Below are 24,696 nucleotides of genomic sequence, written 5' to 3' on the forward strand. Positions count from 1 at the left end.
ACCGTGGCCAGGCGCAAGCGTCAGTTCAACACCTTCAACCTGAGTTTTCTGGACATCATGTCCTGTGGCTTCGGCGCGGTGGTGCTGGTGTTCCTGATTATCGATCACTCAATCGAGGTGCAATCGGACGAGCTGAACCAGGACCTACTCTCAGAGGTGAACTTCCTGGAAGAAGAGGTCACCGAGGGCCAGGAGGGGTTGGTACGCCTGCGCAACACGCTTTCGGATATCGACCTGCAAATGGTGGAAGCCCAGGGACTGGCGACCCGGATTATCGAGGAGATCGAGGAGTACGAGGCGCTGATTGAATCGCTGCGCGCCGAGGGTTTTGACGACGATGAAGATATTGAGTCCCTCAAAGCCGAGATTCTGGCGCTGGAGTCAGAGCTAAAGAAGCTGCAGTCGGCGGCCGAGCAAGACGGGGGTCGCAGTGCCCGCTCCTATCTGGGCGAAGGCAACCGCCAGTACCTGACCGGGCTCAACCTCGGCGGCCGCAATATCGCTATTTTGCTGGACACGTCCGCCAGTATGCTCGCTGATCGACTGGTAAACATCATCCGCCTGCGCAATATGGACCCGGGGCTGCAGCGCGAGGCAGACAAGTGGACACGCGCGGTAAACACCGTGAACTGGCTGACGGCGCAGCTACCAGTGAAAGCCGACTACCAGATCATCACGTTTAATACCGAGCCCAGTTGGGCGGTGCCGGATACCGCCGGCCAGTGGCTGGAGGTAGCCGACCAGGCCCGTTTGGAAGATATTTCCGAACGCCTGACCAAGATTACCCCCGCTGGTGGCACCAGCCTGGAGAACGCGTTTCTGGCGCTGCAGAAACTGTCTCCGGCGCCGGACAACATTTTCCTGATTACCGATGGCCTGCCCACCCAGGGCCGCGCCGCACCGCGAGGCAGCAAGGTCAGCGGCCGCGACCGGCTGGGCCACTACCAGCGAGCCATTCAACAGCTGCCGGCCGGCGTGCCCGTGAACGTGATTCTCGCGCCCATGGAAGGTGACCCGGCCGCCGCATCGGCCTTCTGGCAGCTCGCCCAGAATACCCGCGGCTCTTTCCTGAGCCCTTCCAAGGACTGGCCCTGATGGCCCGCCGCAGAGCCACCGAAGAGTTCTCGCTGTCGTTCCTCGACGTGATCTGCTGTGGATTCGGCGCGGTGATTCTGCTGCTGATGATTACCAAAACCGTGCAGCCACAGATCATCGAGGCGTCCACCGTCAATCTTGAGGGCAAGCTGGCCGAGTTACAGGAGCAGGTCCACGAAATTCGCGGTGAGACCGTTATCCTCAATCGCGATCTCAACGCCAAGCAGGAACAACTCTCGGAACGGGACGAACGCATCGCCATTTTGCGCGGCAAGCTCGCCGCCACCCGCTCGCGCTACGACAGCCTGCAAACCGAAACCAGCAGCAACGAAATCATTACCGACCAGTTGGCGGTGGCGCGCCAGCAACTCAGCGATGAAATGGAGCGCTTGCTGGGCCGACAATACCAATCCAAGAACAACCTGATCGGCGGCATCCCGGTCGACAGCGAATACATTATTTTCATTATCGACACCTCCGGCTCGATGTTCTCGTTTGCCTGGGAACGCATGGTGCGCGAGGTGGAGGCTACCTTGAGTATTTACCCGGAGGTAAAGGGCATTCAGGTGATGAACGACATGGGCCAGTACATGTTCAGCCGCTATCGGGGCCAGTGGATTCCAGACACACCGGGGCGCCGCCAGGTCATTATGCAGAACTTGCGCAACTGGAATGTGTTTAGCAATTCCAGCCCGGTCGAGGGCATTACTGCGGCGATCCGCACGTTCTATGATCCCGGCAAGAAGATCAGCCTGTACGTGTTCGGCGACGAATTCACCGGCCAGTCGATTGCCGAGGTGGTGGAGACAGTCGATCGCATTAATCGTGAGGACGCCAACGGCAACCGCCTGGTGCGAATCCACGGCGTTGGATTTCCCGTACAATTTATCCGGGCACCACATTTGCAGACGACAGGCATACGCTTCGCTACACTCATGAGGGAACTGGCTTATCGCAATGGAGGAACCTTTGTCGCGCTCAACGATTTCCGCCCCTGACCTGCGCTGGTTACTGGCGGCCGTGTTCGGTCTGCTGCTGGCTGGCTGTGGCCCGGCCAAAGTCATTGTTGAAGGCAACTTTCCCCCGCCGCTAATGGCGCCGCTGCCCATGAAACTCGGTATCTGGTATCCCGAGGATTTCAGCGGCCACGAGTTCTTCGACCAGGCCAAGAGTCGCTCCGATTCAGACTGGCTTGTGCAAACCGGCGCCGCCCAGGTGCAGATGTGGGACACCCTGCTGGCGGGCATGTTCGTTGAAACCGTGCACATGAAAGGCGAGCCCGGCCCGGGGCAGATGAATCAGCTGGTCGATGCCGTACTGATACCCGAGGTCGACGAACTGCAGTACGCCATTCCCGCCCACACCAACGTCAAGGTCTACGAGATCTGGATGCGCTATCGCTTCCGTCTGGTGACAACCGGTGGTGACCCGATTACCGACTGGACCATGACCGCTTACGGCAAGACGCCCACTGCCTTCCTGCAGAGTGACGCGGCGGCGGTAAACCTGGCGGCGGTCATGGCCCTGCGGGATGCCGGGGCCAATTTTGCCACCAACTTTGCACGGGTACCGGAGGTGAAAACTTTCCTCGATGAACTGCATGTCGAACCGCTGGAGACCGGGTTGTGAGTGTTGTTAAACAGCTCTGGCGCAGCGCTGCCATCGGCCTGATCGGCATTGCCACCAGTGGCTGTGTCACCTCTACGGTGGACGAAATGGTGTTCAACGAGCCAGTGGAAGGCATCGGCGATTCCACTGTGGTCATTCTCGGTCGCCGCCACGCGGCAGACTACGAAACCGAGCCGGATTTTATTCGCTGCGTTGGCAAACATATTTCCAGCCGCGACCCGAGCATTACAGTGGTAGGCGAGCTGGATTTCGTCAATTCGCTCTACCCCTGGTTTGAGCCGCGCACGGCGCCATTGCATCCCCAGGACATCAACCGGCTGCTGGAGCAGGAGCCGGTTGCCGAGCGCATGGCAGAACTGAAAACCGAGTATATGATCTGGATCGACGGGCGCACCGAGCGCGGCGATTCAGCGGGTTCCATGACCTGCGGCATCGGCCCCGGCGGTGCGGGCTGCTTTGGCTTTGGCACCTGGAGCGACGACTCCAACTACGAGGCGGTGATCTGGGACTTTACCGACCAGGCGGAAGTGGGACGGGTTAATACCACCGCCAGCGGCCAGTCCTACATGCCCGCCGTGGTGGTGCCCATACCGATTATCGCGCCGGTGCAGGGCACCGCCTGTGATGGCATTGGCGACCAGTTACTGGAATTCCTCTCCAGCGAGTACTGAGGCGATGCGTTTTCTGGCCTGTTGCACACTCCTGCTGACCCTCGCGCTCACCGCCCAGGCCGCCAGCAAATACGACGAGGCGCACCAGAAGATCGTCGACGCCGGGCAACTCTATGACGACCCCGAGCTGCAGGCCTATATCGATCGCATAGGCCAGCGCCTGGTTGCCCACAGCGACGAGCCGGATGGCAAGTTCACCTTCAGCGTGCTGGACACCGATGTGATCAACGCCTTTGCCGCCCAGGGTGGGTATATCTATATCAGCCGCGGCCTGCTGCCCTACCTCGAAAATGAGGACGAGCTGGCAGGGGTCATCGGCCACGAAATCGGCCACATCACCGGCAATCATCACGGCCGACGCAAAACCGCTGATGTCACCAGCAAAATCATCTCCACCGCGGCGTATATCTTTACCGGCAGCGGCGATCTTGCGGACGCTTCGAGCATGTACGGCGCCGAGCTGATCAGCGGCTTTGGTCGGGAAATGGAGCTGGAGGCCGACGGCCTGGGTGCAGAGTATATGTATCGCGCCGGCTACGACCCGCAGGCGTTGCTGCAGGTCATTGGCGTACTCAAGGACCACGAACAGTTTCAGCGCACCGCCGCCCGGGCCAGCGGCAGACCCGGTGGCACCTACCACGGGGTGTATGCCACCCACCCGCGCAATGACAAACGCCTGCAAACGGTCATTGGCGCAGCCTCAGAACTGGATGACGGCACCTATATCGAGAGCCCGGAAATTCCCGGTGAGTTCAAGCAGCGCACCGAAGGCCTGGTGTGGGGTGAAAGCGTCCAGAGCGAGCGCGACGACAACCGCTTCTACCACAACAAGCTCGAATTCACCTTCGAACCGCCCGAGGGGTGGACGGTGCAGACCACAGGACAGGCGGTGGTGGCCAGCGCCCCGGATCGCAGTGCGTCACTGACGATTTCCCTGCGCCGTCGCGATGCCAACGCCTCGCCGCAACAGGTTCTGGAAGACAATGCCAAGGGCGACCTCAGCGCCGGCGAAGCCCTGGAACAGGCAGGCCTCAAGGGCTATACCGCCATCGCCAGCGGCGCCGGCAGTGCCCGCCGACTGGCGGTGATCGATTACAAGTATAGCTATCTGCTTGAGGGCCAAGCGGACGATTTCGCCGCCGCCGACCCGGCCCTGCTGGCCAGTATCAAGAGCTTCCGCCCCACGCATCCCAAGGAGCGGGCCGCCGGCGCAGGCCAGTATCTGCGCTATATCCGGGTACCGCGGGGCGCAACGGTGGCGAGCATTGCCGCAGACATGAACATTCCCCAGGCCGAGGCGCAGCTGCGCCTGATCAATGGTCTCTACCCACGCGGCGAGCCGCGCACAGGGGATTGGTTCAAAGTCGTTCGCTGAAGAACCCGAGTATTCATGACGCCAGGCACAGGCCTGGCTTTTATTGCTATTGCTCGCGCTGTTGCACTAGCACCCAGGGTGCAGCTACCACCGCCCACAGTTCCTGATTGGCCTCGTACCAGGCCAGCGCCTCCGATTCCTTCACCGCGGCCACTGCGCCACTGGTAATCCACTGCTGGAACTGCTCGGTGTTATCCAGGCCCAACTGCACGGCCACCTCCACGAGATCGAGTTCGCTGCTCACCCGAACGACAGCGCCGCGGGCATAGTAGGTCTGCAATTCATGCCATTGGATGCGGGCGGTCTGGCCGTGGTATTCACGGCGCAGCAAGGTCTCGCGGTCTTCCGACAGGGCATCGTCCGCAGGCGTCTGGGGGTTATCAGCCATATTTCTCATCCGCCACAAAGGGATTGGTGCGTCGCTCCTGGCCGAAGGTGCTGGTGGGACCATGGCCAGGGATAAACGTAATGTCATCGCCGAGGGGGAACAGCTTGTCGCGAATCGAGCTCACCAGTTCTTCATGGTTGCCGCGCGGGAAATCAGTGCGTCCAATCGACCCCTGGAACAACACATCACCAACCCAGGCGACCTGCTGGGGCCGATACAGAAACACCACATGACCAGGCGTATGGCCAGGGCAGTGAAACACCTGCAGTGTCTGCTCACCCACGGTGACAGTGTCGCCGTCGTCCAGCCAGCGGTCCGGCTCAAAGGCATCCGCGTGGGGAAAGCCCGCCATCTTGCACCACTCCGGAAGCTTCTCGAGCCAGAAATTGTCCTCGACATGAGGGCCTTCAATCTTTACACCCAGTTGCTGGCGCAGCACATCGCCGGCAGCGCAGTGGTCCATGTGCGCATGTGTGAGAATAATCTTTTCGACGGTAGCACCCATTTTTTCGACCGCTTCAAGAATGCGCTCGACGTCACCGCCCGGGTCGACAATAGCCGCCTTGTTCGTGGACTGGCACTTGATGATGGAACAGTTCTGCTGGTACGGCGTCACCGGCACAATGGTGCACTGAATGGACATGGATAGGCCCTGCTGTTGATCGGGCGGCAAGGATACCACAGCCCGGTCCCGGGCTGTGGCATTCAAAGGCTCTCAGGCCCGGGCGGGTACCGCCGCGTCGTCGGCTTCCTGATCGGCTTTCGGGTCGTCGTAAACGCCCTGTTCGAACTGATTTTCGGACTTGCCGACAATCACCGAAATCGTCGCATCGCCGGTCACATTGACCGCAGTGCGCACCATATCAAGCAAACGGTCGACACCAATGATCAGGGCAATGCCTTCGACCGGCAAACCTGCCTGCTCCAACACCAGAGCGAGAGTAATCAAGCCCACGCCCGGCACGGCCGCGGTACCGATAGAGGCCAAGGTCGCGGTCAGGATAACGGTGATGAAATCACCCATGGACAAGTCGACACCGTAAACCTGGGCGATAAACACCGTGGCCACACCCTGCATGATCGCCGTGCCATCCATGTTGATCGTGGCACCCAGCGGCACGGTAAAGCCGGCCACGGAGTTGTGTACGCCAAGGCGTTTTTCTACCGTGCGCAGGGTAATCGGCAAGGTGGCACCTGAAGAAGCTGTACTGAATGCAAAGGCCCAGATGGGGCGCATTTTCTTCAGCAGCATGCGCGGCGACAGACCGGTCATGCTCTTGAGCAGCAAGGTATACACCCCCAGGGCATGCAACAGCAGCACACCGATGACCGTAAACACGTAGGTGGCCAGATCGAGGATCGCGCTAATACCGAGGTTGGAAAAGAGCTTGGACAACAGCGCAAACACGCCGTAAGGCGCGAGGGTCATGAGAATTTCCACCATCTTCATGATGATGGCATCCATGTCGCGGAAGAAGCTGGCCATGCGCCGGCCGGGCTCGCCCGCGTGGGAAATGGCATAGCCAAACAACAGTGCAAACACAATGATCTGCAGCATCTTGCCGTCAGCCATGGCACGCACGGGGTTGGAAGGGAAGATATCGACCAGCACATCGCCCAGCGGCGGCGCTGGGCGCGGCTCGAAGGCGGCAGCGCCAGCCATTTCGACGCCGGAGCCGGGGCTGATCAGGGCCGCGAAAACCAGGGCAAGGGTAATCGCAATGGCGGTGGTTGCCAGGTAAAAGCCCAGTGTTTTGACCGCAATCGGCCCCATACGCGCACTGTCACCCAGTGACGATGAACCACAGATCAAGGACACCAGCACCAACGGCACCACCAGCAGCTTCAGCGATGCAACGAAGATGCGACCAATTACGTCAAACAGACCGCCCACCAGATAGCCGTCGATAATCTGCTTAATGCCGTCGCCGATACCGGCGCTATGCATAATCAGATTAATCACTGAGCCGGTGACGATACCCGCCACCATAGCAATCAGGATGCGATTGGTGAGACTCATTCGGGACACTCCCCAAGCTCGTAACCCGTCACGGCATCGTCGGCACAGGCGTTACAGGGGGAGGCATAGGTTTTCTGACCACCGGCCGCCAGATCAGCGCACACGGGGTTGTACTCCATGGTACAGACCTGGGGGCGCTCACCACTACATTGGTTGGCCTGTGAAGGCGTGGGCTGCGAACTCTGGCAGCCAGCGAGTGACAGCAACAGCAAAATACCCAGGGCGGTGCGCATGGGGGAAGCTCCAGTAAAGGCGTTATTTGTGCGCAAGCCTAACACTGGCTGGCAATTGTGTCAGCCGTCTTGGAGGGTACGTGGCAACAGGGTAAGTGCCAACTCACCGCAGCCCGGGCGCAGTTCAGACCAGCGCTCAAGGCCCAGTGACAGGCGGGCATAACCGGCGGTTGGCAAGTTATCGAGTGCATGGCGCCCGGTGAGCTCATTCACCAGTTCTGTCAGCGCCGGATTGTGGCCGATCACAAACACTTCAACGAGGCTGTCATCCAGCCGCTGTAGCCAGCGATACAGGACGTCTACAGAGAAGGTGTACAGGGCTTCGTCGGTGATATGCGGCAAGTCCGCCAGTGCCGGCCAGCCCTGACAAAGCCCCTCGCGGGTCAGCTGGGCACGCCGGGCCGGGCTGACCCTCATCACCAATGGAGCCAGATCCCTGGCCAATGCGGCACCCATACGGGGCGCGTCGCGCCGACCGCGTTTATTCAGGCCGCGCTCTGGATCCGCAAGCCCGGGCTCGCTCCAGGAGGATTTGGCATGGCGCAACAGGTGAAGTGTTTTCATGGGCATTCCCGGCAGAGGCCACGAAATAGAGTCTATACTTGGTTAGCTGTCTACGCGAGGAACCAACAATGGCCCATTCGGTGAAGCTCCGCGACTACCTCATCCCCAACCCGGCCACGGTCAAACCCGGTGACAGCGTGCTGGATGCCATGCAAATCATCATCAATAACAAGATCTCCGGCGTCTGCGTGGTGGACGACCAACACAATCTGGTGGGTATTCTCTCGGAGCTCGACTGCCTCAATGCCTCACTGGGCTCGCTTTATAACGACAGCGGCATCGGCCTGGTGCGGGATCACATGGCCGACAGCGGCCTGATCGTGGCACACCCGGAAGAAGACATTATCGATGTCGCCCAGGATATGCTCGCCAAAACCAAACGCCGCCGCCCGGTCGTGGAAAACGGCCGCCTGATTGGCCAGGTCACCTGCCGCCAGTTACTCAAGGCCATTGCCCAGTTCCAACGCTAAGGGCTTTTAACGAAATACCCTATTCTCATGTGAGCGGCTGTGCCGCATAATGCAGCTCTACGCAGTATTCTCCACCGGTAACAGCAAGAACAATATCCAATGATTCAATCGATTCCCCAGCGTATTGCTGAAGAACTGAGCGTGCGTGAAGCACAGGTTAACGCCGCCATCGGCCTGCTCGACGAGGGCGCCACTGTCCCGTTTATCGCCCGCTACCGTAAAGAAGTCACCGGCGCCCTGGACGACACCCAGATGCGCAACCTGGAAGAGCGCCTGCACTATCTGCGGGACATGGAAGAGCGTCGGGAAACCATCCTCGCCTCCATCGATGAACAGGGCAAGCTAACCCCTGAACTGAAGAAATCTCTGCTCGAGGCAGACACCAAGAACCGCCTCGAAGACCTGTACCTGCCCTACAAACCCAAGCGCCGCACCAAGGCCCAGATCGCTCGCGAGGCGGGCCTGGAACCGCTGGCGGACGCACTGCTGGACGACCCCACCCAGGACCCGGAAGCACTCGCCCCGGCCTACTACAACAAGGAAGCGGGTATCGAGGATAACAAGGCTGCGCTGGACGGCGCTCGCCAGATCCTCATGGAGCGTTTTGCCGAAGACGCTGACCTGCTGGCCAAACTGCGCCAGTTCCTCACCGACAATGCCCTGCTGGCGTCGCGCCTGATGGAAGGCAAAGAGAACGAAGGCGCCAAGTTCCGCGATTACTTTGAGCATACCGAAGCACTCGCCAAGGTGCCCTCACACCGGGCGCTGGCCATGTTCCGCGGCCGCAACGAGAGCATTCTCAACCTCAACCTGGTAATGGATGCCGACGAGAAACCCACCGACGCACACCCCTGTGAAGCCATGGTGGCCGACCACTGGAAGATCGAAGATCACGGCCGCCCCGCCGACCGCTGGCTGCGCGAAGCCGTGCGCTGGACCTGGCGGGTCAAGTTGCTCACGCACCTGCAGACCGACCTGCTGGGGCAATTGCGTGAGCGCGCTGAGGCAGAGGCGATCGAGGTGTTCGCCCACAACCTCAAAGACCTGCTGCTGGCCGCGCCCGCTGGACAAAAAGCCACCATTGGCCTGGACCCCGGCCTGCGTACCGGCGTCAAAGTCGCGGTCATCGATGCCACCGGCAAAGTGCTGGACCACGGGGCCATCTTCCCCAATCCGCCGCAGAAAAAACTGCAGGAGGCGGAAGCTACCCTGTTGCATATGATTCGCCAGCACAATGTGGAACTGATCGCCATCGGCAACGGCACCGCCAGCCGTGAAACCGACAAGTTTGTCGGCGACCTGTTCAAGGCCAACCCGGATCTCAACGTGCGCAAAGTCATGGTGAACGAGGCCGGCGCCTCTATCTACTCCGCATCAGAATTCGCTGCGCGCGAATTCCCGGATCTGGATGTGACCATTCGCGGCGCCATTTCCATTGCCCGCCGCCTCCAGGACCCGCTGGCAGAGCTAGTGAAGATCGAGCCCAAGTCGATCGGTGTCGGCCAGTACCAGCACGATGTCAGCCAGGTGCAACTGGCACGCCAGCTGGATGCCGTAGTGGAAGACTGTGTAAACGCCGTGGGCGTGGACGTGAATACCGCGTCGGTCCCCCTGCTGGCACGGGTCTCCGGGCTCAACCAGAGTATTGCCACCAATATCGTCAGCCTGCGCGACGCTCAGGGCAAATTTGCCAACCGCAAGGCGCTGATGGATGTGTCGCGCTTTGGCGAGAAAACCTTTGAGCAGGCCGCGGGCTTTTTGCGCGTCAGCGGTGGTGACAACCCGCTGGACGCCTCGGCGGTACACCCGGAATCCTACGGTGTCGTGGAGGATATCGCCGCCCAGAAGCAACGTGAAGTGCGCGGCATCATCGGCGACAGCAGCTTCCTCAAGGGTCTAAACCCGGCAGATTACACCAGTGACCAGGTCGGCCTCCCCACGGTGCGCGACATTATTGCCGAACTGGATAAGCCCGGCCGCGACCCGCGCCCGGAATTCAAAATGGCCGAGTTCCAGGACGGGGTGGAGAAAATCTCCGACTTGCGCCCGGACATGATCCTGGAAGGCACGGTGACCAACGTGACCAACTTTGGCGCCTTTGTGGATATCGGTGTCCACCAGGATGGTCTGGTGCACATCTCCGCGCTGGCGGACAAGTTTGTCAAAGACCCGCGGGACGTCGTCAAGGCCGGTGATATTGTGCGTGTCAAAGTCATGGAAGTGGACGAGGCGCGCAAGCGCATCGGCCTGTCCATGCGCATGGGCGACAAGGCCGGCGAACAGGAGCAGCGCGGCGGCGGCCAGCGCCGCGACAAGCGCGGTGGTCAGCGCAACTTCAAGCAGCGCCAGGAAAAGCCAGCGGCCAATAACGCCTTTGCCGCCGCGTTTGCCAACGCCAAGCAGCGCAAGTAAACCGCCGGCCGCTGCCTAGGCGCAGTGTTCGCGGTACCTAAGCGCAGCGTTCACGGTAATAGCCGAGCAGGATTTGCGCCGCCTCATCTGGCGTGTCTACCAAGTCGACAATGTTCAGGTCGTCGTCACTGATAAAGTGATTGGCCTGAACCTTGTTGACCACCCAATCGTGCAGCCCCGCCCAGTAATCGCGCCCCACCAACACAATCGGACGCTGTTCCAACTTGCCTGTTTGAACAAGGGTGAGTAACTCAAACAGTTCGTCGACGGTGCCAAAGCCGCCCGGGAAAATCGCGAACCCGATGGCGTAGCGAATGAGCATGAATTTGCGGGTGAAGAAGTAGCGAAAATCGATGTCGATATCCAGATATGGATTCGCCAGCTGCTCATGCGGCAACTCGATGTTGAGGCCCACTGACTGCCCGGGCTCACCGTAGGCGCCGAGATTGCCTGCCTCCATAACGCCGGGGCCACCGCCGGTAATCACGGTAATGCCCTCGGCGGCAAGCTGGCGGGCCAGTTCGCGGGCGGCCTGGTATTCCCAGTCTTCAGGTTTGGAACGGGCGCTGCCAAATATACTTACCGCCGCGCCAATATCCGAGAGGCTGGAGATGCCGTCGCGCAATTCATCCTCAATCCGCGCGATACGCGCCTGCTCCTCGGGGCTCAGGCCGACACCCGGGGGTAACACTTTGTCAGTCATAGCACTCTCCTGAGATAAGCTCTTTCACTATTGGACACGCCCGGCCCGAAATCATTCCCAACCGAGTTCGGCGGCATGTAGATGCAGAGGCGAAGCACCCTCACGCCGGTGGCGCTGCTGCAACCAGGGAGCGAGCTGCCCCAGCAATGCCGGAGTGCCATAGACCAGCGGCAAGGTCAGCAGCAGGGAATCGCCGGCACTGTTTAATAAGATCAGATGCTCAGGCCGCTGTGGCGTGGGCAAAATCTCCAGTGCGTCCCAGTCTACTGCGACGCTATGGCGCTGCTGCCAGGCCAGTTCCGTCGCCAGCTCTTCAGCCTCCTGCATCAACTGCTCACATAAACTGCGCTGCAAACCGAGCTGACCACCCGCCCGGAACGTCAGCGACAGGCCCGCATGGCTGCACACCGGGCCAGCGGCGCTGAACTCCCAGCGCGGGCTGACACTGGCTGCCGACATCGGAATGGGCGCTTCAGCGACCAGCGTGCGAGTGAGTTCGTTACACCGGGTGCCGGTACAGAAGCGGGTGAGGACAGCTTGTTCATAACCGGGCTGCTGATCCTTACGTGGATGCGCCAGCAGAATGGTCCGCCCCGCTACCGACACAGCCGGTACCTCGTGCGCGTGGCTGCGCAGTTCTACCGGCAATCCCAGCTCGATATCATCGCGCACTAGCATCAGCTGGCCGGCGTACTGCTCCACTGCCCGCGACCATCCCAGCAAGCGCCCTGCCCGGTCGGATTCACGGGCTTCGCCCCGGGCGAGATCCGCCTCGGCCAGGTAGATCTCCGCCAGTTCCAGCAGGGCAATGGTGGCGAAGCGACGCCGCTCGGTTTCCTCACCGGTGACCAGGGCACTCACCGTGCGCTGATAGCGGGACGCCGTGTTGTCGGCGGGCTCGTCCTGGGCAACGCCAGGGGAGGAGCCGGCCAGGATCATTACCAATACCAGGCCATTGGCGAACCGCGCCGCGAAACGACCTGGGCCAACCACGGTTTACGCCTTAGCCAAAGACGTAGAAGACCAGCTTGTTGCCGTCGGGGTCGCGCACATAGGCGCCGTAAAACATGTCGGGGATACGCTGCCCGGGCTCACCCTCACAGCTACCACCCAGGGCGATCGCCTTGTGGTAGAGCTCGTCGGCCTTCTCCTTGCTGGGCGCAGTAATCGCCACCATGTTGCCATTGCCCGGCTGCGGATCATTCTCGTCGTAGGGAATACACACCGACAGCATGGGTGCATCCATACCTGAACCGATAAACGCAATCCGGCCAATGTCCATCAACACAGTGGCACCAAGATCAGCCAGCAGTTCGGTGTAAAAGGCCTTGGCCTTGTCCATGTCGTTAACGCCAATGGTTACGTAACCAATCATGATGAGATTCTCCTTAAGGTAAGTGATGCTGCTATGCTGCAGCGAGTATAACCATAATTCAGACCGTGCATGACAAAACGAGTGGTAATCACCGGAGCGACCAGTGGTCTGGGCAAAGCAACCGCACTGGCCCAGGCCGGCGCAGGCGCAAGGCTGGTGATATGTTCCGAAAATTCCGCGGCCCTGGAAGCCACTCTCAGTGAAATGGGTGGCGATAGCGATCGCTTATGCGGACTGGTCTTCGATGTCACCGACCCGGACATGGTTGAGTCACTCGCCAAGCGCGAGGGGCGCATTATCAATCTCACTGGCCGCGGCGAGAACGGGCCGGTGAAAGACGCTGCTTTACAGCGCAAGCAAATCCTGGGTGCGGACTCTTACCCTGTCTCTAGCCAAAGAGGAAAGTGAACACGGGATCGAGCTGGCAACGCTTAATCCCGGGCTGACCCTGACCGGCCTCACCGCAACACCGCTGGTGCTGGCTGGCAAGGAACAGGCGCAACTGAAAGGATTGCGCACGGTGATGCCGCTACTGGGTGACCCGGCGAGCAAACCGGCAGCCTCGCTGGTAAAAGTTCGCACTGCAAGACGCTCCCCTGAAACCGGAGTGTTGTCATCGGCGCCTGCTACCCCATGTTCTAAAGCGCCTGCTGACAGGCCAGCGTGCTGACATTGATGTCGATGCGATTACGCCGCGGGTTGTCGAGTCGGAACATTCCCGCTAGATTGGCCCTCGTTAACAGCCCACCACGGAACTGCCTATGATCCTGACCTTCGACGACGTCATCAACGAAGCGGAACACGCTCAAATTATGCAGGCCGTTTCCCAGGCTGAATTTGTTGACGGCAAGGCCACCGCTGGCTGGGCTGCTAGGGAAGTCAAAAACAACACTCAGATCAAAAGCGGCACCGGCGCCATCAAGACCGTCAATGAAATCGTTCTGAATGCACTGCGCAGACAGGAAGAATTTCGCGCCGGCACCCAGCCGAAGCAATTGCACTCGGTATTGGTCAGCCGCTACGAGCCGGGCATGGAGTACGGTTTTCACGTCGACAACGCACTGATGGGGCGCGATGTACAGTGGCTCCATGACCCTGTTTCTAACCGATCCCAACGACTACGATGGCGGCGAGTTGTGCTTTGAATCTGGCAGCGGCGACTTCCGCTTCAAACTCAAGCCGCGCTCCATTATTGCCTACCCTTCAACCACGCTGCATCGGGTTATGCCGGTGACCCGCGGCGAGCGGATTGTGGTGGTGGGCTGGATTCACAGCCTGGTACGCGACGCGGGCGTCCGCGAAATGCTGTACGACCTCAGCCAGGTGCGCAATGGCATCTTCAAGCGCAACGGCAAGTGTCGCGAGTTTGATCTGAGCTCTAAAACCTATACCAACCTGCTGCGCCAGTACGCCGAACCCTGAGCCTCACCCGCGGCCCCGCCCTGATGCGAGTGTGAATCCTGCTAGTTGCTAAAACTTTGACTCGCCGGAGATAATTAACCTGAAGACCATCAGGTACTTATCTATGAAATCCTTGATCAGGATAGCCGCGCTGATACTCTGTGCCAGCACTGCCAGCACCGCCATCGCTAGCCAGGATGATGCAACCACCACCAATGCACTGGTATTGGCCGGCGGCGGCGCACGGGGCATTGCCCATGCCGGTGTTATTGCCGCTCTCGAGGAGATGCAGATACCGGTGAACGCCATCGCGGGCACCAGCATGGGCGCATTGGTGGGCGGGCTATACGCCATTGGCATGACGCCGGAAGAGCTCAAGCTGGTGGTCGACAACATGGCCTGGGGCGAGGCCTTCCAGGATTCGGTCGATCGCAATAACCTGCCGCAGCGCCGTAAGAGCGACGACTACGACTACCCTACTTCCCTCTCGGTAGCGTTTAAAGACGGCCAGTTTTCCATCCCCCTGGGCATTGTGCAGGGCCAACAGGTCCGGCAAATCATCAAGGATCTGGTGATCCGGGCAGAACATATTCGCGATTTCGACGAACTCGCTATTCCCTACCGCGCGGTGGCTACCGACATCGAGAGCGGTGACGCCTACATCTTCTCCAAAGGCAATATGGTCACCGCCATGCGTGCCAGTATGTCCTTGCCGGCACTGCTGGCGCCGGTCGAACACGATGGGCGACTGCTGGTGGACGGTGGCCTCGCTATGAATATCCCGGTGGAAGTAGGCCGCCAGATAGGCGGCGAACGGCTTATCGTGGTCGACATTGGCACGCCGCTACGCACCCGCGAAGAGATTACCAGCATACTCGGCGTGACCGACCAGATGCTGAATTTCCTCACGCGCAAGAACTCGCTGGAACAGCTGTCGACCCTTGGTGACAACGATATCCTGATCAAGCCGGACCTCACCGGCATCGGCATGCTCGACTTCGAAGAAACCGAGGTGATTTTTCAGCGCGGCTACGACGCTGCCATGGCCATGCGCAACCAACTCCTACCCTTGGCTGTGTCCGATGCTGCCTGGGCAGACTACCTGGCACATCGAACCATTCCCTCTGCAACAGAACCGATGGTTGCCAGGATCGACATCGAGAACAACAGCAATGTCAGCGACGACCTGATACGCGCACGCCTGCATCAGCAAACCGACGCAGCACTGGACCGAGACCAGCTGGGTGAGGATATCGAAGAAATCTATGCACTGGGCCACTGGGAGATTATCGACTACGAGGTGATGCGGGAGCCGGAAGGGGATGTACTGGCCATTGATGCCCGTGCCAAATCCTGGGGTGACGACCAGCTCAAGCTCGGTATGAACCTGGCGAGCGACCTCGAGGGTGGCAGCGAAATAAACCTCGGCACCAGCTACCGCTGGACCGGCCTCACCGACCTGGGCGGAGAGCTTTACGCCCGCGGTCAGGTGGGTGACACGATCTTGTTCGGCGCCCAGTTCTACCAACCGCTGGATGTCATGTCGCGTTTTTTTGTGGTCCCTGAGATAAACTACCGGGACCACGATGCCACGACACTCGGGCCGGAATACGATCCTAATGAAGTCGTTGGCACCTGGCGCGTGCGGCGCCTTAGCGCCCAGCTCGATACTGGCGTCAACCTGTTCGACAGCATTCAGGGACGGCTGGGGGTTTTCCGCAACCGGGGCGATAACGCTTCCGACAAGGAAGTGTCCGGCCAGTTGCCCGAGGGATCGTTCGATGAAGGCGGAGTGATTGCCAGCATCCGCTACGACAACATGGACAACGTGTTCTTCCCCACCCAGGGGCAGTTCCTGTACGCCGACTACCAGGCATACAGTAAGGACCTCGGCTCGGACGCAAACTATGAGCGCTGGGAGGCACTGGGCCAGGCGGCCTTCACCCACCGCAGACACACCATGATTCTGACGGGCAAAACCGGCCAATCACTGGATGCGCCCAATCAGCCCAATAATTACTTCCAGTTGGGCGGCCTGTTCAACCTCTCCGGTCTCACCCAGAACTACTTCTCGGGGCGGCAGATGGCCTTTGCCATGGCACAGTACCAGTATCGTCTGTCTGAGCGTTCGGTACTGCCCTTTGATATGCCCGCTTACGTCGGCGCATCGATCGAGGGCGGACAACTCTGGTCAGAACGCTCGGAGGTAAGCAGTGGTGACTTCCAGAACGCGGGCAGCGTTTATGTGGCCCTGGACTCACCGATCGGGCCGATCTACCTGGCCTATGGTCGGACTGAAGACAGTCTCGATGCCCTGTATGTGTCACTGGGCTGGCCGTTCCTGACCAATATGCATCGGCTCGGTCGGTGATTTACCCCTGTTGTGACATGACTCACGCCCGGCAAGATTTCGCTGTATAATTCGCAGCCTCGAAAAGCAGTTGTCTTGCCCTGGGGCACGACTCAACGACACGGAGTATCCACATGCAGGTTAAGTATTATCCCATCCGCGGCCGCGGCGAGCGCGGCGACAAATTTCAGCTGGCTCGTTTTGAAGATGAGAACGGTAACATGTACAAGGGCCTGTACGATCAGGAACGTCACTTTGGCTCTGAAGATGAAGCGCGCGAGCACATTGCCAGCGTCATGAATGTACCTGCCGATACGCTCACGCTGGTAAAGTGGGATTTGTAACAAGAATGTTGACTGGCCGCGCACAGAACCGGCGCGGCCGAGCATGAAAGCTGGGTGCACAGCCGTGCACCCAATCTAGTTAAAACAGCAGCATCGCTCCAATCACGACGTAAGCTGCGCTGACAATGGCAGTACCCCACACCATCAGGCCGTGGTTAATGCCAAACTTCTCAGCGTAATCACCGGCAATCTGCCAACCTGCCAGCACGGAATTCAGACCAGCAAACAACAGCGTCACCATGGCCCACACGCGGAATACTGTGGAGCCAAGCAGGCCAGCAAGCGCTTCCTGGGTGAAACCGCCGCTGCTAATAACAGTGGCAATCAGCCACAGACCGAATGCGATAATCAGCAGGTTGCTGACGCGCTGGAAAATCCACTCATTTACGCCCATATCACGACTCCCATTACCACGCTCAGTACGATGCCGAGGCCAATCGCCAGCCAGGAGATTTTCTGGCCGCTTTCAAATTCTTCGAAATAGCCCATTTCCTGGATGATGTGCTTCAAGCCACCCATGCAGTAGTAGCCCAGTGCTGTCAGGAAACCCCAGGCAAAAAACTTGGCGAGGAAACTGTCTGCAAACATGGCGGCCACGGATGCATAGCCTTCGGGTGAAGCCTGGATGGTCCAGAGCAGGTAGAGCGCAAATGCGAAACCCACCCAGATGACGACGGCGCTGACCCGGTGCAGGATCGACGCAGTGGCCGTAATGGGGAATTTCATAGTCGCCAGATCAAGATTGACCGGGCGGTCAACAGGGCGAGAATCAGTCATGATGAATACCTTGTGTCGTCATACTGTATGTGTGGATGTCCCAGTACTCGAGGGGGGCATATCATAGCGGGAAGTGGGGCTTTGCGCATCTCGATTTTGAGTGCGGCTGGTCAAAAAAAGTACCACCGGACCACTTTTTGCCCGCCCTGTGTCAATAATTCGTCAGGAGGTTCGAAACCAGCGGACAAATTCGTCGAATTCCACCTTTAATCGGGGGGAGTTAGCGACTACCGTAATGACGCTCGGTTGTCTCATAACGTTCCTGAGCCTCAACAGACATCGTTGCTATAGGCCGCGCTTCCAGCCTGCCAAGTCCAATCTCTTCACCTGTTTTTTCGCAAAAACCATAGGTGCCCTGGGCGATACGCTCGAGCGCCATGTCAATTTTACGAACCAATTTTCGTTCGCGATCACGAGCCTTCAACTCCAACCCAAAGTCTGCTTCGAGGCTGGCCCTGTCGTTGGCATCCGGTAAGTTTCCGGCTTCATGACGCAGGTGGTGAATTGTGCGATCCACCTCTTGCATGAGTTCCTGTTTCCAATTCTCAAGAATGGTCCGGAAGTGGGCGAGCTGTGCGTCGCTCATATATTCTTCTTTGCGCTTAGGTTTGTAGGGCGTAACTCCATACACAAGCATGTCGGTTCCATTGGTAGTGCTTTTGCGAGATCCCTGGGACTTCTCAGCCATGTCAATCCTCTTCGCTCGGGTGTTTGAGATTCGTAACGCCGGCCAACATCTAAAGCTTGCCGCCTCGCATTTAATGATACATTGTATCATTAAATGCGAGCTTGAATGGACAACCGACACACGTGAATGGGAACATTCGATTCGATTGGCGGGATTTTGGGTTAGAACGGGGGGCGCCTCCGCCACTGGCGATGACCTACATTGGGTTGCGAGCGGTGCTCGCAATCGCTTCGCGATGCCTGCGGCACCCCTTCGCCGTTCACGGCTGGTGAACAGGCTGCGTCACATGGCAACCCTGCGGGTTGCTTAACGGGGCAGAGAATCAACCCATCCTAAAAAACAAAACCCCAGTAGCACAAAGCACTACTGGGGTTTTCTTTTTTAGAAGCCTGGCGATGACCTACTCTCACATGGGGAAGCCCCACACTACCATCGGCGATGCAACGTTTCACTTCTGAGTTCGGGATGGGGTCAGGTGGTTCCATTGCTCTATTGTCGCCAGGCAAACTGGCTTGCTGTCGTTGGTCTCACGCGCACTTTGCGCTGCCTCGTCTCAACAAATAGGGTGGTAAATCAAACTGTCTGTTCTTCGTGTTTCTCAACACTGGACTTGTCACAACATCCAACTGTCTTCTTTTGTCTCACCTGGCGGTGAGCAAATAACTTGGATTATATGGTCAAGCCTCACGGGCAATTAGTACTGGTTAGCTCAACGCCTCACAACGCTTCCACACCCAGCCTATCAACCTTGTAGTCTTCAAGGGCCCTTCAGGGGAATTAAATTCCCAGGGAGAACTTATCTTGGGAGGGGCTTCCCGCTTAGATGCTTTCAGCGGTTATCCTGTCCGAACATAGCTACCGGGCAATGCGTCTGGCGACACAACCCGAACACCAGAGGTTCGTCCACTCCGGTCCTCTCGTACTAGGAGCAGCTTCCCTCAATTCTCCAACGCCCACGGCAGATAGGGACCGAACTGTCTCACGACGTTCTAAACCCAGCTCGCGTACCACTTTAAATGGCGAACAGCCATACCCTTGGGACCGGCTTCAGCCCCAGGATGTGATGAGCCGACATCGAGGTGCCAAACACCGCCGTCGATGTGAACTCTTGGGCGGTATCAGCCTGTTATCCCCGGAGTACCTTTTATCCGTTGAGCGACGGCCCTTCCATACAGAACCGCCGGATCACTAAGACCTACTTTCGTACCTGTTCGTCTTGTCAGACTCACAGTCAAGCGCGCTTGTGCCTTTACACTAACCTCATGATTTCCGACCATGATTAGCGCACCTTCGTGCTCCTCCGTTACACTTTGGGAGGAGACCGCCCCAGTCAAACTACCCACCACACACTGTCCTCGATCCGGATTACGGACCTAAGTTAGAACCTCAACATTACCAGGCTGGTATTTCAAGGTTGGCTCCACGATGGCTGGCGCCACCGCTTCAAAGCCTCCCAGCTATCCTACACAAGTAAGGTCAAAGTCCAGTGTGAAGCTGTAGTAAAGGTTCACGGGGTCTTTCCGTCTAGCCGCGGGTACACTGCATCTTAACAGCGATTTCAATTTCACTGAGTCTCGGGTGGAGACAGTGTGGCCATCGTTACGCCATTCGTGCAGGTCGGAACTTACCCGACAAGGAATTTCGCTACCTTAGGACCGTTATAGTTACGGCCGCCGTTTACCGGGGCTTCGATCAAGAGCTTCTCCGAAGATAACCCCATCAATTAACCTTCCGGCACCGGGCAGGCGTCACACCCTATACGTCCACTTACGTGTTTGCAGAGTGCTATGTTTTTAATAAACAGTCGCAGCCACCTGGTCACTTCGACCAGCCTCAGCTTAGGGAGCAAGTCCCATCACCAAAGCCGGCGTACCTTCTCCCGAAGTTACGGTACCATTTTGCCTAGTTCCTTCACCCGAGTTCTCTCAAGCGCCTTGGTATTCTCTACCTGATCACCTGTGTCGGTTTACAGTACGGTTCCTCATTATCTGAAGCTTAGAAGCTTTTCTTGGAAGCATGGCATCAACCACTTCACTCGCGGATTTCTCCTTGAGCTCGTCATCAGCTCTCGGCCTTAGCAACCCGGATTTACCTAAGTCACCAGCCTACAACCTTAAACAGGGACAACCAACGCCCTGATGGCCTAGCCTTCTCCGTCCCTCCATCGCAATAATAAGAAGTGCAGGAATATTAACCTGCTTCCCATCGACTACGCATTTCTGCCTCGCCTTAGGGGCCGACTCACCCTGCGCCGATTAGCGTTGCGCAGGAAACCTTGATCTTCCGGCGGGGAGGTTTTTCACCCCCCTTATCGTTACTCATGTCAGCATTCGCACTTCTGATACCTCCAGCAAACCTCCCGGTTCACCTTCAACGGCTTACAGAACGCTCCTCTACCATGCATGCAAGCATGCATCCGCAGCTTCGGTTACCAATTTAGCCCCGTTACATCTTCCGCGCAGGCCGACTCGACTAGTGAGCTATTACGCTTTCTTTAAAGGATGGCTGCTTCTAAGCCAACCTCCTAGCTGTCTAAGCCTTCCCACATCGTTTCCCACTTAATTGGTATTTGGGACCTTAGCTGGCGGTCTGGGTTGTTGCCCTCTCGACGACGGACGTTAGCACCCGCCGTCTGTCTGCCGTGATTGTACTCCTGGGTATTCGGAGTTTGCATGGGGTTGGTAAGTCGGGATGACCCCCTAGCCCAAACAGTGCTCTACCCCCCAGGGTAAGACACGACGCTCTACCTAAATAGATTTCGAGGAGAACCAGCTATCTCCGGGCTTGATTAGCCTTTCACTCCGATCCACAAGTCATCCCCTAACTTTTCAACGTTAGTGGGTTCGGTCCTCCAGTCAGTGTTACCTAACCTTCAACCTGCCCATGGATAGATCGCCCGGTTTCGGGTCTATTGCCTGCAACTAAACGCCCTATTAAGACTCGGTTTCCCTACGCCTCCCCTAAACGGTTAAGCTTGCTACAGACAATAAGTCGCTGACCCATTATACAAAAGGTACGCAGTCACCCCGAAGGGCTCCCACTGCTTGTACGTACACGGTTTCAGGTTCTATTTCACTCCCCTCTCCGGGGTTCTTTTCGCCTTTCCCTCACGGTACTGGTTCACTATCGGTCAGTTGGTAGTATTTAGCCTTGGAGGATGGTCCCCCCATCTTCAGTCAAGATATCACGTGTCCCGACCTACTTATCGCAAGCTTAGTACCACAAGAATGTTTTCGTGTACGGGGCTATCACCCTCTATCGCCGCACTTTCCAGAGCGTTCCACTAACATTCAAGCTATCACTTGCAGGCTGATCCCCGGTCGCTCGCCGCTACTGGGGGAATCTCAATTGATTTCTGTTCCTAAGGGTACTTAGATGTTTCAGTTCCCCTCGTTCGCCTCTTACACCTATGTATTCAGTGCAAGATACCTGGCTTATACCAGGTGGGTTTCCCCATTCGGACATCACCGGATCAAAGGTTGGTTGCCACCTCCCCGATGCTTTTCGCAGGCTCCTACGTCCTTCATCGCCTCCAACTGCCAAGGCATCCACCGTATACGCTTAGTCACTTGACCATATAACCGAAGTTATCTGTTTAGACCCGAAGGCCTTATCAAGAAGACTGTACCCAACCCCCTTAAGCATAGGTTGGATACTTAGTAGACATACATCGATCAAAATGTATGTCCGCCGGATGTTGTGACGCTTAAGTCACAGTGTTGTATTACAACTCGTTGATGGCGGGGAATTGAAACCCGCCATCAGAACAATTTTATCTATGAACCGCATATCCCACCGATACAATCTGGTGCTATATGTCAGTCCAAAGACTCAGCTTGATTTACCTTGTTAAAGAACTTTCCGGTTGTTGAAACCAGAACACAGCGCACAACCATGCGCTCTGTTCTAACTTCAATTGATGCGAAAGACAGAATTGGTAGGCCTGGGCAGATTTGAACTGCCGACCTCACCCTTATCAGGGGTGCGCTCTAACCAACTGAGCTACAGGCCTATGGTTTCCCAATACTGGTGGAGCTATGCGGGATCGAACCGCAGACCTCTTGAATGCAAATCAAGCGCTCTCCCAGCTGAGCTATAGCCCCATAACTACGCATCAACCGAATAAGACAAAGACAAATGTGTGAGCACTTGAAGAAATAGTGCCACTATCGTTTAAGGAGGTGATCCAGCCCCAGGTTCCCCTAGGGCTACCTTGTTACGACTTCACCCCAGTCATGAATCACTCCGTGGTGATCGCCCTCCCGAAGGTTAGGCTAACCACTTCTGGAGCAACCCACTCCCATGGTGTGACGGGCGGTGTGTACAAGGCCCGGGAACGTATTCACCGTGACATTCTGATTCACGATTACTAGCGATTCCGACTTCATGGAGTCGAGTTGCAGACTCCAATCCGGACTACGAAACGTTTTGTGGGATTCGCTCACTCTCGCGAGGTTGCAGCCCTCTGTGCGTTCCATTGTAGCACGTGTGTAGCCCAGGACGTAAGGGCCATGATGACTTGACGTCGTCCCCACCTTCCTCCGGTTTGTCACCGGCAGTCTCCCTAGAGTTCCCACCATTACGTGCTGGCAACTAAGGACAAGGGTTGCGCTCGTTACGGGACTTAACCCAACATCTCACGACACGAGCTGACGACAGCCATGCAGCACCTGTCTCAGAGTTCCCGAAGGCACCAATCTATCTCTAGAAAGTTCTCTGGATGTCAAGTCCTGGTAAGGTTCTTCGCGTTGCATCGAATTAAACCACATGCTCCACCGCTTGTGCGGGCCCCCGTCAATTCATTTGAGTTTTAACCTTGCGGCCGTACTCCCCAGGCGGTCTACTTAGTGCGTTAGCTGCGCCACTAAGAAATCAAGTTTCCCAACGGCTAGTAGACATCGTTTACGGCGTGGACTACCAGGGTATCTAATCCTGTTTGCTCCCCACGCTTTCGCACCTCAGCGTCAGTATCAAGCCAGGGGGCCGCCTTCGCCACTGGTATTCCTCCACATATCTACGCATTTCACCGCTACACGTGGAATTCTACCCCCCTCTCTCGTACTCTAGTCGCCCAGTATCGGATGCAGTTCCCAGGTTAAGCCCGGGGCTTTCACATCCGACTGAGGCAACCGCCTACGCGCGCTTTACGCCCAGTAATTCCGATTAACGCTCGCACCCTCCGTATTACCGCGGCTGCTGGCACGGAGTTAGCCGGTGCTTCTTCTAAAGGTAACGTCAGGGCTTGCCGCTATTAACGACAAGCTTTTCCTCCCAATTGAAAGTGCTTTACAACCCTAAGGCCTTCTTCACACACGCGGCATGGCTGCATCAGGGTTTCCCCCATTGTGCAATATTCCCCACTGCTGCCTCCCGTAGGAGTCTGGACCGTGTCTCAGTTCCAGTGTGGCTGATCATCCTCTCAGACCAGCTAAAGATCGTCGCCTTGGTGAGCCTTTACCTCACCAACTAGCTAATCTTACGCAGGCTCATCCAATAGCACGAGGCCCGAAGGTCCCCCGCTTTCCCCCGTAGGGCGTATGCGGTATTAGCAGCCGTTTCCGACTGTTGTCCCCCACTACTGGGTAGATTCCTACGCGTTACTCACCCGTCCGCCGCTGTACTCACACCGAAGTGCTTTCTCGCTCGACTTGCATGTGTTAGGCCTGCCGCCAGCGTTCAATCTGAGCCATGATCAAACTCTTCAGTTTAAATCTTTTACCTCTACACCTTACCGGCTGTAAGAGGGATTGTTTGCGCGATTACCTCGCGATAACAATCAAATCTCGGCTCAGACACAATTCGAAATCAATGTTCCATAAAACTTATGAATCAATGGTCACTTGTTGTGTCTGAATAGTCGTGTACAACTATCCCAACAAGTGCCCACACATCTGTCTTCGTCTTCTTGTTAAGCAACTCCCGAACCGCCAGGGTTGGGATTTTGTCCCGGGTCATCCCCGAAACAGTGGAGGCGCATTATACAGCCGGCCTTCCGATTGGCAAGCACTTTTTTGAAAAAATGTTGCCTTGGCTGCCCTGAGCAAACGTCTCACCTTTTCAACCTAAGCTTTTGAAAACCCTTGGGTTTTCAGGTGGGATCCGAGAGCGTTTTTGGCGCCGTCGTCACTCGAGGGACGCGAACTATACGTAGCCAGCAGTGGCTGCGCAAGCACTTTTTCAAATTAATTATTGAATGTGGAT

The 24,696-nt window shown here is 57.5% G+C and carries 24 protein-coding genes, 2 tRNA genes and 3 rRNA genes; 12 read left to right on the forward strand and 17 right to left on the reverse strand.

Annotated elements, in window-relative coordinates; genetic code table 11:
* Nucleotides 1-3: 3 nt before the first annotated feature.
* The 5 genes from BST95_RS00790 to BST95_RS00810 all read left to right on the forward strand — a co-directional run bounded on the left by BST95_RS00790 (nucleotide 4) and on the right by BST95_RS00810 (nucleotide 4,770).
* Nucleotides 4-1,095 (forward strand): vWA domain-containing protein, encoded by a 1,092-nt coding sequence (locus tag BST95_RS00790; RefSeq protein ID WP_084197761.1) that lies wholly within the window; start codon nucleotides 4-6, stop codon nucleotides 1,093-1,095.
* On the forward strand, nucleotides 1,095-2,093 hold the full coding sequence (locus BST95_RS00795) for a coiled-coil domain-containing protein (protein WP_066052730.1): 999 nt from the start codon (nucleotides 1,095-1,097) through the stop codon (nucleotides 2,091-2,093). Before BST95_RS00790 ends, BST95_RS00795 begins: the two co-directional genes overlap by 1 nt.
* Nucleotides 2,065-2,724, forward strand: coding sequence for a hypothetical protein (locus BST95_RS00800; RefSeq protein WP_229801905.1), 660 nt, complete (start codon nucleotides 2,065-2,067; stop codon nucleotides 2,722-2,724). Before BST95_RS00795 ends, BST95_RS00800 begins: the two co-directional genes overlap by 29 nt.
* A gap of 86 nt (nucleotides 2,725-2,810) precedes the next feature.
* Entirely contained in the window at nucleotides 2,811-3,395 is a 585-nt protein-coding gene (locus tag BST95_RS00805; RefSeq protein ID WP_229801909.1) for a hypothetical protein, read from the forward strand.
* Nucleotides 3,349-4,770: a M48 family metalloprotease gene (locus BST95_RS00810; protein ID WP_229801910.1), complete on the forward strand. Its 1,422-nt coding sequence runs from the start codon at nucleotides 3,349-3,351 to the stop codon at nucleotides 4,768-4,770. The genes BST95_RS00805 and BST95_RS00810 overlap by 47 nt, the downstream gene beginning before the upstream one ends.
* Nucleotides 4,771-4,816: 46 nt before the next feature.
* Here the strand turns inward: BST95_RS00810 and BST95_RS00815 are convergent, their stop codons facing one another.
* The 5 genes from BST95_RS00815 to BST95_RS00835 all read right to left on the reverse strand — a co-directional run bounded on the left by BST95_RS00815 (nucleotide 4,817) and on the right by BST95_RS00835 (nucleotide 7,975).
* Nucleotides 4,817-5,158 (reverse strand): DUF2288 domain-containing protein, encoded by a 342-nt coding sequence (locus tag BST95_RS00815; protein ID WP_084197764.1) that lies wholly within the window; start codon nucleotides 5,156-5,158, stop codon nucleotides 4,817-4,819.
* On the reverse strand, nucleotides 5,151-5,801 hold the full coding sequence (locus BST95_RS00820; RefSeq protein ID WP_084201009.1) for an MBL fold metallo-hydrolase: 651 nt from the start codon (nucleotides 5,799-5,801) through the stop codon (nucleotides 5,151-5,153). The genes BST95_RS00815 and BST95_RS00820 overlap by 8 nt, the downstream gene beginning before the upstream one ends.
* Nucleotides 5,802-5,873: 72 nt before the next feature.
* Nucleotides 5,874-7,178 carry a dicarboxylate/amino acid:cation symporter gene (locus tag BST95_RS00825; protein WP_084197765.1) on the reverse strand — a complete coding sequence of 435 codons (1,305 nt, stop codon included), beginning with the start codon at nucleotides 7,176-7,178 and terminating at the stop codon, nucleotides 5,874-5,876.
* On the reverse strand, nucleotides 7,175-7,411 hold the full coding sequence (locus BST95_RS00830) for a hypothetical protein (protein ID WP_066052710.1): 237 nt from the start codon (nucleotides 7,409-7,411) through the stop codon (nucleotides 7,175-7,177). The genes BST95_RS00825 and BST95_RS00830 overlap by 4 nt, the downstream gene beginning before the upstream one ends.
* 60 nt (nucleotides 7,412-7,471) lie before the next feature.
* Nucleotides 7,472-7,975, reverse strand: a complete 504-nt coding sequence (locus tag BST95_RS00835; protein ID WP_066052709.1) for a SixA phosphatase family protein — start codon at nucleotides 7,973-7,975, stop codon at nucleotides 7,472-7,474.
* A 68-nt stretch (nucleotides 7,976-8,043) separates the two neighbouring features.
* Here BST95_RS00835 and BST95_RS00840 point away from each other — a divergent pair, with 68 nt between their 5' ends.
* Together BST95_RS00840 and BST95_RS00845 are read left to right on the forward strand one after the other, a co-directional pair.
* Nucleotides 8,044-8,445, forward strand: a complete 402-nt coding sequence (locus tag BST95_RS00840; RefSeq protein ID WP_066052706.1) for a CBS domain-containing protein — start codon at nucleotides 8,044-8,046, stop codon at nucleotides 8,443-8,445.
* A 99-nt stretch (nucleotides 8,446-8,544) separates the two neighbouring features.
* Nucleotides 8,545-10,857, forward strand: a complete 2,313-nt coding sequence (locus tag BST95_RS00845) for a Tex family protein (protein WP_180962057.1) — start codon at nucleotides 8,545-8,547, stop codon at nucleotides 10,855-10,857.
* Between the two features lie 37 nt (nucleotides 10,858-10,894).
* Here BST95_RS00845 and BST95_RS00850 read toward each other — a convergent pair whose 3' ends face one another.
* From BST95_RS00850 to BST95_RS00860, 3 genes are read right to left on the reverse strand one after another with little or no spacing between them, the layout of a single operon-like run.
* Nucleotides 10,895-11,560, reverse strand: coding sequence for an LOG family protein (locus BST95_RS00850; RefSeq protein WP_084197766.1), 666 nt, complete (start codon nucleotides 11,558-11,560; stop codon nucleotides 10,895-10,897).
* Between the two features lie 51 nt (nucleotides 11,561-11,611).
* Entirely contained in the window at nucleotides 11,612-12,553 is a 942-nt protein-coding gene (locus BST95_RS00855) for a hypothetical protein (RefSeq protein ID WP_084197767.1), read from the reverse strand.
* A 10-nt stretch (nucleotides 12,554-12,563) separates the two neighbouring features.
* The gene (locus BST95_RS00860; protein ID WP_084197768.1) at nucleotides 12,564-12,935 is read right to left on the reverse strand and encodes a VOC family protein; all 372 of its coding nucleotides are present in this window, start codon (nucleotides 12,933-12,935) and stop codon (nucleotides 12,564-12,566) included.
* A gap of 69 nt (nucleotides 12,936-13,004) precedes the next feature.
* Here BST95_RS00860 and BST95_RS00865 point away from each other — a divergent pair, with 69 nt between their 5' ends.
* Together BST95_RS00865 and BST95_RS21205 are read left to right on the forward strand one after the other, a co-directional pair.
* Entirely contained in the window at nucleotides 13,005-13,343 is a 339-nt protein-coding gene (locus tag BST95_RS00865; protein ID WP_084197769.1) for an SDR family NAD(P)-dependent oxidoreductase, read from the forward strand.
* Nucleotides 13,303-13,605 carry a hypothetical protein gene (locus BST95_RS21205; protein WP_169843809.1) on the forward strand — a complete coding sequence of 101 codons (303 nt, stop codon included), beginning with the start codon at nucleotides 13,303-13,305 and terminating at the stop codon, nucleotides 13,603-13,605. Before BST95_RS00865 ends, BST95_RS21205 begins: the two co-directional genes overlap by 41 nt.
* Here the strand turns inward: BST95_RS21205 and BST95_RS20010 are convergent.
* Nucleotides 13,574-14,026: a hypothetical protein gene (locus BST95_RS20010; RefSeq protein WP_205737411.1), complete on the reverse strand. Its 453-nt coding sequence runs from the start codon at nucleotides 14,024-14,026 to the stop codon at nucleotides 13,574-13,576. The genes BST95_RS21205 and BST95_RS20010 overlap by 32 nt on opposite strands.
* On the opposite strand from BST95_RS20010, the gene BST95_RS20015 reads away from it, so the two are divergent.
* The 3 genes from BST95_RS20015 to BST95_RS00880 all read left to right on the forward strand — a co-directional run bounded on the left by BST95_RS20015 (nucleotide 14,025) and on the right by BST95_RS00880 (nucleotide 17,030).
* Nucleotides 14,025-14,357 carry a 2OG-Fe(II) oxygenase gene (locus BST95_RS20015; RefSeq protein WP_205737307.1) on the forward strand — a complete coding sequence of 111 codons (333 nt, stop codon included), beginning with the start codon at nucleotides 14,025-14,027 and terminating at the stop codon, nucleotides 14,355-14,357. The two genes, BST95_RS20010 and BST95_RS20015, sit on opposite strands and share 2 nt — an antisense overlap.
* 103 nt (nucleotides 14,358-14,460) lie before the next feature.
* Nucleotides 14,461-16,707: a patatin-like phospholipase family protein gene (locus BST95_RS00875; protein WP_084197770.1), complete on the forward strand. Its 2,247-nt coding sequence runs from the start codon at nucleotides 14,461-14,463 to the stop codon at nucleotides 16,705-16,707.
* A 113-nt stretch (nucleotides 16,708-16,820) separates the two neighbouring features.
* The gene (locus tag BST95_RS00880) at nucleotides 16,821-17,030 is read left to right on the forward strand and encodes a hypothetical protein (RefSeq protein ID WP_066052688.1); all 210 of its coding nucleotides are present in this window, start codon (nucleotides 16,821-16,823) and stop codon (nucleotides 17,028-17,030) included.
* A gap of 79 nt (nucleotides 17,031-17,109) precedes the next feature.
* Here the strand turns inward: BST95_RS00880 and sdhD are convergent, their stop codons facing one another.
* The 8 genes from sdhD to BST95_RS00920 form a co-directional block, all read right to left on the reverse strand.
* Nucleotides 17,110-17,424 (reverse strand): succinate dehydrogenase, hydrophobic membrane anchor protein, encoded by a 315-nt coding sequence (gene sdhD, locus BST95_RS00885; protein ID WP_084197771.1) that lies wholly within the window; start codon nucleotides 17,422-17,424, stop codon nucleotides 17,110-17,112.
* Entirely contained in the window at nucleotides 17,415-17,807 is a 393-nt protein-coding gene (gene sdhC / locus BST95_RS00890) for a succinate dehydrogenase, cytochrome b556 subunit (RefSeq protein ID WP_084197772.1), read from the reverse strand. The genes sdhD and sdhC overlap by 10 nt, the downstream gene beginning before the upstream one ends.
* Before the next feature lie 220 nt (nucleotides 17,808-18,027).
* Nucleotides 18,028-18,495 (reverse strand): RNA polymerase-binding protein DksA, encoded by a 468-nt coding sequence (gene dksA, locus BST95_RS00895; RefSeq protein WP_084197773.1) that lies wholly within the window; start codon nucleotides 18,493-18,495, stop codon nucleotides 18,028-18,030.
* 387 nt (nucleotides 18,496-18,882) lie between these two features.
* Nucleotides 18,883-18,998, reverse strand: a 5S ribosomal RNA gene (rrf, locus tag BST95_RS00900).
* A gap of 170 nt (nucleotides 18,999-19,168) precedes the next feature.
* Nucleotides 19,169-22,070 (reverse strand): 23S ribosomal RNA (locus BST95_RS00905).
* 360 nt (nucleotides 22,071-22,430) lie between these two features.
* A tRNA-Ile gene (locus BST95_RS00910) sits at nucleotides 22,431-22,507 on the reverse strand.
* 15 nt (nucleotides 22,508-22,522) lie between these two features.
* Nucleotides 22,523-22,598, reverse strand: a tRNA-Ala gene (locus tag BST95_RS00915).
* 71 nt (nucleotides 22,599-22,669) lie between these two features.
* Nucleotides 22,670-24,203: ribosomal RNA gene (locus tag BST95_RS00920) — 16S ribosomal RNA — on the reverse strand.
* The 16S, 23S and 5S rRNA genes sit together here with 2 tRNA genes alongside, the layout of an rRNA operon.
* Between the last annotated feature and the right edge of the window lie 493 nt (nucleotides 24,204-24,696).

Source organism: Halioglobus japonicus (genome assembly GCF_001983995.1).
Lineage (GTDB): Bacteria > Pseudomonadota > Gammaproteobacteria > Pseudomonadales > Halieaceae > Halioglobus > Halioglobus japonicus.